Genomic DNA, 9,867 nt, shown 5'->3' with positions numbered 1-9,867 from the left:
CACGATGCTGCGGGCGTTATCAGGCCATTTTCTTTGGGTTACTTTCGACGCGAAGCTAGTCCCGAGGGATCTTTTGGGCCAGCAAAAGAAAAGTGACTCGAGCGGCGGCAGCCGTTCGAAACGCCCGCCGCGTAGGCGGCACCCTGGCCCAAACGCGACAACCAGAAACCGAGGCTCTGGATGACCAGCCTTAGGCTGTTGAAAAGCGCCTCCGGCCTGCGCCGGGATGACGAACTAAAAAGAAAGGCGCAGCGATAAAGACTTAGCTGCCCAGCAGCCTCTCCATCACCCGCCCCACCGCCGCAAAAGCGAACGCGCCGGTGACATGCGTAGCAGCACCCAAGCCCCCACCACACGCCAGATTCAAAGCCTCCGTCCCATCCGCCACCGGCGGCCGCGTCCCACACACCGTCCCATCCGGCTGCGGATACTGCACATTCTGCAGCGAATACACCGCCGACACACCAAAGTAGCGATCCGGGTTCTTGGGGAAATTGAAATCCTGCCGGAGCTTCTTGCGGATCAGACTGAACATCGCGTCGTGCTCCGTACGCGACAGATCGCGCACGCGGATCTGCGTCGGATCAGTGCGCCCACCCGCGGACCCCACCGTCACCATCGGCAGCTTGCGGCGACGACACCACGCAATTGCCTCCAGCTTCACGCGGAAGGCGTCGCAGGCATCGAGCACCACGTCGTAGCCGCGATCGAGCAGTTCATCGAGCGTGGACGTCGTGAGGAAACGTTCGATCGCGTCGATCTTGATGGCCGGATTGATCGCGCGCAGGCGCTCCTCGATCACCTTCACCTTCGACTTGCCGAACTGGCCATCCAGCGCATGCAACTGGCGATTGGTGTTGGAGACACAGATCTCGTCCGCGTCGATCAGCGTGAGATGGCCCACACCCGTGCGCGCCAGCGCCTCGGCGGCCCATGAGCCCACGCCGCCGATGCCGATCACGCAGACGTGACTGTGCATCAGCCGGTCGAGGCTGCCCACGCCATACAGGCGCTCCACGCCGGCGAAGCGCTCGCGCGGAAACGCCACACCCGCCTCATCGGCGGGCGGTGTGATGGGGTCTGCCACCGGAGCGGCGATTTCGGTCTGCATCGTTGAAGCCATGACAACACCTTGAAGTGACGCATTTTATCGGGAACTGTCCGCCGCTGCAGGGCTGCCGTTATGCTGGCGGCTTCACTCTGCGCCCACAGGGATCCACCCCATGCGTTCCGCCCTACTGCTCGTGCTCGGCCTGGTCATTGGCATCGTCGGCACCGTTTTCGCCATGAACGCGCTGCACGAGCACGAACCGTTCTCGCATACGGTGATGACCCTGATGTCCCACCATGCCGGCGCGCTCAGCGCCGCCGTAAAGAACCAGAAGTGCGACGCCGCGCAGGTGCAGCGGCATCTTTCCCGCCTGCTGGAAACCCAGTCCGACCTGGATGAGGCCTTCCCGGGCGTCGATCAACCGTTCAAGGACGAGGAAGCCAAGCTGCGCGAGAAGACTCAGGCGGCCCTGCAGGCGGCGCCTGCCGATTGCGCGGCGCTGGCGAAGGCGATCAAGCCCATTGGTGAAACCTGCCAGTCGTGCCATCAGCAGTATCGCTAGATCGCGGCGGTTTTCTGTGGGAGCGCACCCTGTGCGCGACTGAGTCTGACCGATGGCGTGCGTTCCAGTCGCGCACAGGGTGCGCTCCCACAACAACAAGATTCCGTCCGATCAGATCTTTACCTTGCCGCGCAGGATCTGCCAGTACATCACCCAATCGCCGAGCAGGCTGTACAGCGGGTGGGTGAAGGTGGCCGGGCGGTTCTTCTCGAACACGTAGTGACCGATCCACGCAAAGCCATAGCCTGCCACCGGGGCCAGTAGCAGCCACCAACCATTGCCGGTGACGATGGCGGTGGCGAGCACCGCCAGCACCAGCGTGCTGCCAACGAAATGCATGCGGCGGCACTGCACATTGYTGTGCTCGTTGAGATAGAACGGATAGAACTCGCGGAAGCTGGAATAGCCGGCCATGCGGATCGCCCTGGATGATTCCTGCTCAGCGTAAACCGCCCTGCCAGCCGAAGCATGCGCGCATGCAGCATGCGGCGCATCACGCCGGCAGCGGGATGAACTCCTCTTCGTCGCCCACCACCTTGCCCATGCGCTGTGCCGCCCAGTCGGCCTTGGCCTGCTCGATGCGCTCGCGCGTGCTGGCCACGAAGTTCCACCACAGGTGGCGCTCGCCATCCAGCGGCGCACCGCCAAACAGCATCACGCGACTCTTGGCGCGCGCACGCAGCGGCGGCGATTCCGGGCCGGTCTGCACGGCGGCATGCATGGGCACGACGCTGACGCCGTCCCATTCCACTTCGCCGTCGACCACGCAGACACCGCGTTCCACGTGCTGTTCCGGCCAGGGCAGTTCGGCGCCCTCTTCCAGCGTCGCCTCGATAAAGAACATCGGCGCGAACACTTTGACGGGCGACTCCTTGCCGTAGCCAGTGCCCGCGATCAGCACCAGCTCGACACCGGGCAGCGATACGCGCGGCAGCTCATCGGCGCCATGGTGATGAAATTCAGGCTCGACCTCGGCGTCCTTCTGCGGCAGCGCCACCCATACCTGGATGCCGTGCGTACGAAAACCGCCGCCGCGCGCTTCCGGCGGCGTGCGCTCGGAATGCACGATGCCGCGGCCGGAAGTCATCCAGTTCACTTCGCCCGGGCGGATATCCGCAATGCTGCCGAGGCTGTCGCGGTGGCGAATCACGCCATCGAACAACCATGTCACCGTGGCCAGACCGATATGCGGATGCGGCCGCACGTCCATGCCCTTGTCGTCGAGAAAGGTCACCGGGCCCATGTAATCGAAAAACACGAACGGGCCCACGTGGCGCGCCTGCAAGACCGGCAGCAGGCGACGCACGTTGAAGCCGTCGCCCAGGTCGTGCACGCGTCCCTCGATCAAGATCGGTTGCTGTTCCATCGTGTCTCCTTACCAGGCGCGCTGGTATTGTTCCGGCGCGCTGATCGTCACGCCCAGTTCCTGTGCGGCACGACGCGGGAAATACGGATCGCGCAGGCTTTCGCGCGCAATCAAGACCACGTCGGCCGATCCTTCGTCGATGATGCGCGCCGCGTGTGTGGATTCGGTGATGAGACCCACGGCGCCCGTCGCGATGCCCGCATCGTGACGCACGCGCGCCGCAAACGGAACCTGGTAACCGGGCGACAGCGGAATCTTCACGTGCGGGATCAGGCCGCCGCTGGACACATCGATCAGGTCCACGCCCATCGACTTCACCTCGCGCGCAAGTTGCACGGTCTGCTCGACATCCCAGCCGCCTTCGCTCCAGTCCGTGGCGGAAACGCGCAGCCACAGCGGCAGATGTTCGGGCCACACTTCGCGCACGGCCGTGATCACTTCGCGCACCAGGCGCGTACGGTTCTCGAAACTGCCGCCGTATTCGTCGGTGCGATGGTTGCTCAGCGGCGAAAGGAACTGGTGCAGCAGATAGCCGTGCGCGCCATGCAGCTCGATCAGCTGGAAGCCGGCCGCGAGCGCGCGCTCAGCCGCGGCGCGGAAGTCGGCAATCACCTTGGCAATACCGGCACGATCGAGCGCCAGAGGCACGTGCCAATGCTGATCGAACGGTATGGCCGATGGCGCCACGGTCTGCCAGGCACCCGCATCGGCAGCCAGCGGACCGCCACCTTCCCACGGACGCATCGAACTGGCCTTGCGTCCCGCATGGGCCAGCTGCACGCCGGCGACGGCGCCTTGCGCCTTGATGAAGGCGATGATCGGCTGCCAAGCGTGCTGCTGGGCTTCGTTCCAGATGCCCACGTCGCCGGCGGAGATTCGGCCTTCAGGTGAAATCGCCGTGGCTTCGGTAATCAGCAGACCGGCGCCACCCACCGCGCGGCTGCCCAGATGCACGAAGTGCCAGTCGTTGGGCAGGCCATCAGTGGCCGAGTATTCGCACATCGGCGCAATGACGAGGCGGTTGCGCAGCGACACGCTGCGTTGGGTGAACGGGGTGAAGAGTTTCATCGGCCTGCTCTGGGAGAGGGATCTGCCACACATGCCGGCACTCGACGCCCGCTTCAAGTACCCGAGTCGCCAGGTTGCGCCTGGAACCACTGAGCAATGTGTGCGGCGATGGCGTCGGGCATCTTCATCCAGCCGAAGTGATCGGCCTTGTCGTTGCCCAGGTCGCCGGCCGTGATTACTTGCTGAGTGTTCGGACTGCGCGGCATTTTCCCGAGCAACCATGACAGCGAGGCCTGCGGCACCAGCCAGTCGTCATGCATGCGCAATCCCAGTATCGGCAGCTCGAGCTTGCCCAACAGCGCTTCGAAATCGACCGGCATGCCCGCAGCGGCGTAGCGGCCTGTACGACCCGTTCGCGCCCAGTCGTCGATCAGCTGCCGCGCCTCGTTGCCGCCGAAGCCGATCCGACGTCCCGGCAAATGGCCGACCAGGCGCGCCAGCCACGGCGCCAACGCATAGGCCAGCCACAGCAGAGGCGCCAAAGGAAACTGACGCCAATACGGCGCCCCGCTCGCCACGACCAGCAGGCCTGCCACCTCCTTCGGATGCAGGCTCGCGTCGAGGGCGGCCATCTGTCCGCCCAGGCTGTGGCCGCCCAGCGTCAGGCGCGTCGAGGGCAGCGAGGCGCGCAGGACCGCCATGCCGGCGGGCAGGTCGTCTTCCAGCAGTTGTCGATAGCCCCAGTCCTCGTGCCGATCGGCCCGCTTGTTACTGGAACCGATGCCACGCCATTCGTGGATGGCCACTGCCATGCCGCGCTCCGCCAGCGCCTGTGCCAACGGCAAGTAATGCTTGGCCGCCACGCCCAGGGCCGGCAGCCAGTAGATCACCTGGGTCGCCTCAGTGGCGGGACGCTGCAATAGCAGTTCCGATCGCGCACCGTCGGCCGAGATCACGGGTAGCACATCGCAGGGAGGCAGTGCGGCGGAAACGAAAGAAGTGGCGGACATTCTTGGCACGCGTCGCAGGGAAGCGATGAAGGCTACGCCAATTCGCGTGCGACTAAAAAGTCGCGGCAAAGAAAAGGCCGGCGAGCGCCGGCCTTTTCTTCATGCAGTAATGCTTTGATGAACTCAGGCGGGCGCCACTTCATCGGCTTGCAGACCTTTCTGCCCCTGCACCACCTTGAAACTCACCTTTTGCCCCTCTTTCAGGCTACGGAAACCTGAACCGCTAATCGCCCGAAAATGCACGAAGACATCCGGGCCGCTTTCACGGCTGATGAAACCAAAGCCCTTGGCGTCGTTGAACCATTTCACAGTGCCAACTTCACGATCCGACATGACTCACTCCGATCAACTCGATGCTGAGACAAGTCAGCCTCCCCTTTGGCCGACGGCTTACTGCGCATGCAGGGATCGGGGTGTAGCGATGTGGACTCATCAAGAGTCGCGCATCGGGCACGCACGTGACCGAGCAACCACAGTGAATCCAGCATAACGGATTTCTTTAATGCAAGTGAATGGCTTTAATCACTGCTTTTGATTTTCACATTTCAATGACATTTGCGAATAAAACAAAAAAGCCAGGCATTGCTGCCTGGCTTTTTCTTTGGCGTTTGAAACCGCCTAATACCGCTAGCTTATTACTGCGGGATCACTTCGTCGGCCTGCAGGCCCTTCTGACCCTGCACGACCTTGAAGGAGACCTTCTGGCCTTCCTGCAGGCTCTTGAAGCCATTGCCCTGGATCGCGCGGAAATGCACGAAGACGTCCGGGCCGTTGTCACGGCTGATGAAGCCGAAGCCCTTGGCGTCGTTGAACCACTTGACGGTACCGATCTGACGATCAGACATGTAAATCACTCCGTAGGATTTGAACAGACTCAGCCCGCACGACATGTGCAGGCCGGCTTACTGGTGTGCAAGGAAACCCTAGGGGTGAGGCGATGAGGCTAGATCGAGATCAGCGGCATCGGGTCACAAAACTCTGGTGACCCCAGCAAACACAGTGAGTGCATCATAACCGCTCCCAGGCCGTAATGCGACTGGTTCCAGGCCTCAAAACCTGAATGAATAACCGTTAGGTCTTACAAAACAATGTTTGATTTTCACGCCATCTTCGCATTTCATCTCGTCCCTTGGATGGGCAGAGCGACCCGCTCACCCGCAGCCTTCGCGCAGGAGTAGCTACATGATGTTTCGCCACCACCGCCTCGCCCTGCTCGCCCTTGTCGCTGGCGGCGTAATCCTGGGCGGCTGTTCCGATAAGCCCCAGACGCGCGCCACGACGTCCGCCCACACCACGACGGCCCAACCGGCCAGCCATGCAACGGGAACGGCTGGCGCGACGACGGGTACAACCAAACCCCGTACCGGCACCGTGACCACCTCCGGTGGCAAACCGCTGCCCAACAGCACGGGTATTCCTGCCTGTGACGACTACCTCGCCAGCTATGTCTCCTGCCATGCCGTCGCCGGCGTCTATACGCCCGACCAGTTGCAGTCGCGCTATCAGGACATGCGCACCAGCCTGCTGCAGGATTCGGTAGACCCCAATACGCGTCCGCAACTGGGCGCTCGGTGCACGGCGCTGGCGAAACAGCTGCGCGAAACGCTGCAAGGCAAGGCGTGCGCACCGGTCTCTCCGGCGGCGGGCAGCAGCGCGCACTGAGCTTTAGCGCAAAAACGCACGCAGTGCGGCGGCGACAGAAGCCGGCCGACTGCGTGCGATTTTTACCTTGGGCGTGGCGTGCCACTGGGCCATGGCCCGGATGGCGTTGGCGACTTCCTCAAGCAAGCGCGGGGTCGCCTCGACATCGGGCTCAAGGAATAAGGCCTTGACCTCGAACACGCCCTCGCGACGATGTGCCTTCGCATCCAGCCGGCCGATCAATTGGCCGCGATGAAGAATGGGCAGCACGTAGTAGCCATAGCGCCGCTTGGGCGCCGGCACATAACACTCGATGGTGTATTCGAAACCGAACAAGGCCTCGGCACGCGCACGATCCCATACCACCGGATCGAACGGCGACAGCAACGTCGTGTGCGTCGCGCGCAGCTGGCCTGCCGCTGCCTGCGCGAGCGCGGCAGCATGATCGGGATGCACGTAGGCAGGCACATTCCAATCGGCCACCTGGACCATCAACAGCTCGCCTTCGGCCACCAGCGGCGCAAGCTCCTTGTCCGTCACCGCGGGTTTCAAGCGGCAGTAATCCGCGATCCAGCGCGCCTGCGTCACGCCCAGCGCGCGCACGCTGTCGAGGATGAAGCGGCGACGCAAGGCCTCGTGATCGAGTGCTAGCAGCGCGCGATCCAATGGCGGATCGAGTTTCGCCAGCACGCGTTCCTCAAGATCATAGACACGCTGGAAACGCTCGCGTCGCGTCACCATCAAGTCGCCCAGCGCAAACCACGCTTCCAGCCAGCGCTTTTCAGGCTTCCATGACCACCAGCCGCCAGCGCCCTTGGTCTCGCTTTCGAAATCCGCCGCGCGCGCGGCACCGTTGTCGCGTATGCGCGCCAACAGCGCATCCATGCCCTCGCGATGCTCGCGATGCATGCGATCGGCGTGCTTGTAAGCCCAATGCATCGCGCGCTGCCTGCGCCAGGCTTGGTGAAGTGCGAGATCCGCCGACGGCACGAAGCACGCTTCGTGCGCCCAGCATTCGGCAATACGTCCGTTATCGAGCGCATCTTCCAGCCATTGCGGGTCGTAGTCACCCAGGCGCGAATGCAGCACGAGATAAGGACTGCGAGCGACGACATGGATGCTGTCGATCTGCAGCAGACGCATGCGCGTTATCGCATCGACCACATGCATGGGCTTGGCCCGCGATTTCGGCTTGCTGAGCAGGCCCTGCGCCACCAGGTGAAGACGCCTTGCCTGCGTCAGATTCAACGCCATGTGTGAGGCGGATGAAGGAACCGACAACGGTAACGATGACTTCACGTGATCACGATGCCTGTGTTGAGGCGGCATTTAGCCGTGCTTTGTTAGTTTGTATGCAGCGCGAAGGACATGCAGCGCGACATTGCAATCCATCACTGCCCCATCGCGCGCATCCGTTCACGAGCCACGCATTCTGGCATGGAGTCACGACGATGAAATCCCGCACACCTCTGATCGCTCTTGTTACCGCCGGTTCGCTGATGCTGGCGGGCACGGTGTTGGCGCAAGACCAGACCATGCCGACGCCTCCGCCCCCGCCGCCATCGCCGGCACAAACGATGCCTGCGCAACCGATGCCCACACAACCGACGCCTCCGCCGCCGACGCAGGTCATACCTGCAACGCAGCCGACGCCGCCGCCACCGCCGGGCGGTACGCAGGCCCAGACCGCCAGCGGTAATCAGCCGGTGACAATCAACTCCAGCGTTCCGCCGGTGAACGCAGGTCCGGCGCCGAGCTTTGAGCAGCTGGCCAATGGCAAGAAGTACATTTCCGAAAGCGATGCTTCGGCCTATCCGCTGCTGGCCAATGACTGGATCTATGTGGACAAGGGCCACGCCGGCCGCGTGAGCAAAGCTCAGTACGAGGCCTGGTTAAGCAACAACCGGTAAGATGAGGCAGTTCGGACGCGGGTCGTCGGCAACGGCGGCCCGCGTCGTCATATGCGATACAGGAAGCCGCTGGTATTCAGGCACTCCCCCGGCGCTGCGCTCCTGATCGCATGCCCGCCCAGGATGGAGCCTCACGATGCGACTCACTTCCCTGGCAGCCGTCTCGCTCACGCTTGGCCTGCCTTCCCTCGCTGCGCATGCGCAGAATCCCAGTCCGATGGACATCCGCGCCTGCACCGCCATCGAGACGGATGCTCAGCGACTGGCTTGCTACGACCGCGCCACCGGACGCGACAATCTTCCGGCCGCGCAGAAGAAGAGCGACGCTGCTGCACAGGCACCGGCGCCGGCCACGTCGGCGAGCCCCTCGAACAATGCTTTCGGTCATGAAGCGGCGCGCGTGGCGAGCACTAATCCCCAGGCCGCGGGCGCCGACAGCGCACAGGCCGCCTCGGACGTAAAGCCGCTCTCGCTGCTCGACAGCCGCTGGGAGCTGTCGCCCGAGAGCAAGCTCGGCACCTTCAATCTGCGCGGCTACAAACCGATTGTGGTGCTGCCCTTCTTCGCCAGCAGCAATCAGAACCGGCAGCCCGACAGCCCCAATCCGCTCAACACGGTCACCGAGCCTCAGCAGGTGGACAACATCGAGAGCAAGTTCCAGATCAGCCTGAAGACCAAGATCTGGCAGGGTGTGTTCGGTGACCAAGGCGATGTGTGGGCCGCGTTTACCCAGTCCTCGCGTTGGCAGGTCTACAACGAAAAGGAATCGCGCCCCTTCCGCGAGACCGATTACGAACCCGAAGTCATGCTGATGTTCAACACGAACTACCAGCTCGCCGGGTGGAACGGCCGACTGCTCGGCATCGGCCTCGATCATCAATCCAACGGACAATCCGATCCGCTGTCGCGCAGCTGGAATCGCGTGATGGGCTACGCCGGATTCGAGCGGCCCGGCTGGACCATCATGTTCCGGCCATGGTGGCGCATCCCCGAAGGCGGTCCGGACGACAACAACCCGGACATCGACAACTACATGGGTCGCGCGGATATGCAGATCATCCACGAATGGCAGGGCCAGGAATTCGGCCTGATGCTGCGCCATTCGCTGCGTGCCGGCAGCGAGAGCCACGGCGCGGCGCAGTTCACCTGGTCGTTCCCGGTGGCCGGCAATCTGCGCGGCTACATGGAACTGTTCAAGGGCTACGGCGAAAGCATGATCGACTACAACCACAATGCCACTTACCTCGGCATCGGCGTATCGCTGCTGGACTGGTACTAAAAACAAAAAAGCCGCGCACGGTGGGTGCGCGGCTTTCCGT

General features: G+C 63.1%; 12 protein-coding genes. 4 read left to right on the top strand and 8 right to left on the bottom strand.

Annotation, left to right across the window (positions count from 1 at the left end):
• Positions 1-262: 262 nt before the first annotated feature.
• Positions 263-1,111 (bottom strand): tRNA threonylcarbamoyladenosine dehydratase, encoded by an 849-nt coding sequence (locus tag AB4Y82_RS18055; protein WP_441605130.1) that lies wholly within the window; start codon positions 1,109-1,111, stop codon positions 263-265.
• A 112-nt stretch (positions 1,112-1,223) separates the two neighbouring features.
• Between AB4Y82_RS18055 and AB4Y82_RS18050 the strand changes: the two genes are divergently transcribed.
• Positions 1,224-1,613 (top strand): cytochrome c, encoded by a 390-nt coding sequence (locus tag AB4Y82_RS18050; RefSeq protein WP_441605126.1) that lies wholly within the window; start codon positions 1,224-1,226, stop codon positions 1,611-1,613.
• Between the two features lie 111 nt (positions 1,614-1,724).
• Here the strand turns inward: AB4Y82_RS18050 and AB4Y82_RS18045 are convergent, their stop codons facing one another.
• The 6 genes from AB4Y82_RS18045 to AB4Y82_RS18020 all read right to left on the bottom strand — a co-directional run bounded on the left by AB4Y82_RS18045 (position 1,725) and on the right by AB4Y82_RS18020 (position 5,842).
• Positions 1,725-2,027, bottom strand: coding sequence for an Mpo1-like protein (locus tag AB4Y82_RS18045; RefSeq protein WP_441611540.1), 303 nt, complete (start codon positions 2,025-2,027; stop codon positions 1,725-1,727).
• Positions 2,028-2,106: 79 nt separating this feature from the next.
• A complete protein-coding gene (locus AB4Y82_RS18040; RefSeq protein ID WP_441605124.1) occupies positions 2,107-2,979 on the bottom strand; it encodes a pirin family protein in 873 nt (290 codons plus the stop codon).
• A gap of 9 nt (positions 2,980-2,988) precedes the next feature.
• Positions 2,989-4,047, bottom strand: a complete 1,059-nt coding sequence (locus tag AB4Y82_RS18035; RefSeq protein WP_441605123.1) for an NADH:flavin oxidoreductase/NADH oxidase — start codon at positions 4,045-4,047, stop codon at positions 2,989-2,991.
• A 53-nt stretch (positions 4,048-4,100) separates the two neighbouring features.
• Positions 4,101-4,997, bottom strand: a complete 897-nt coding sequence (locus AB4Y82_RS18030) for an alpha/beta hydrolase family protein (protein ID WP_441611538.1) — start codon at positions 4,995-4,997, stop codon at positions 4,101-4,103.
• A gap of 123 nt (positions 4,998-5,120) precedes the next feature.
• Positions 5,121-5,330: a cold-shock protein gene (locus tag AB4Y82_RS18025; RefSeq protein WP_019465668.1), complete on the bottom strand. Its 210-nt coding sequence runs from the start codon at positions 5,328-5,330 to the stop codon at positions 5,121-5,123.
• A 302-nt stretch (positions 5,331-5,632) separates the two neighbouring features.
• The gene (locus AB4Y82_RS18020) at positions 5,633-5,842 is read right to left on the bottom strand and encodes a cold-shock protein (protein WP_038616297.1); all 210 of its coding nucleotides are present in this window, start codon (positions 5,840-5,842) and stop codon (positions 5,633-5,635) included.
• 337 nt (positions 5,843-6,179) lie between these two features.
• Between AB4Y82_RS18020 and AB4Y82_RS18015 the strand changes: the two genes are divergently transcribed.
• Positions 6,180-6,659, top strand: a complete 480-nt coding sequence (locus AB4Y82_RS18015) for a hypothetical protein (RefSeq protein WP_441605121.1) — start codon at positions 6,180-6,182, stop codon at positions 6,657-6,659.
• A 3-nt stretch (positions 6,660-6,662) separates the two neighbouring features.
• Here the strand turns inward: AB4Y82_RS18015 and AB4Y82_RS18010 are convergent, their stop codons facing one another.
• A complete protein-coding gene (locus AB4Y82_RS18010; RefSeq protein ID WP_441605120.1) occupies positions 6,663-7,892 on the bottom strand; it encodes a winged helix-turn-helix domain-containing protein in 1,230 nt (409 codons plus the stop codon).
• A gap of 197 nt (positions 7,893-8,089) precedes the next feature.
• Between AB4Y82_RS18010 and AB4Y82_RS18005 the strand changes: the two genes are divergently transcribed.
• Positions 8,090-8,548 (top strand): hypothetical protein, encoded by a 459-nt coding sequence (locus AB4Y82_RS18005; protein WP_441605119.1) that lies wholly within the window; start codon positions 8,090-8,092, stop codon positions 8,546-8,548.
• A 136-nt stretch (positions 8,549-8,684) separates the two neighbouring features.
• Complete coding sequence (locus AB4Y82_RS18000) at positions 8,685-9,827, top strand: phospholipase A (RefSeq protein WP_441605118.1); 1,143 nt, start codon at positions 8,685-8,687, stop codon at positions 9,825-9,827.
• Positions 9,828-9,867: the final 40 nt, after the last annotated feature.

Source organism: Dyella sp. 2YAF14 (assembly GCF_052114725.1).
Taxonomy (GTDB): Bacteria; Pseudomonadota; Gammaproteobacteria; order Xanthomonadales; family Rhodanobacteraceae; genus Dyella.
This window is presented reverse-complemented; position numbering and strand designations above follow the sequence as displayed.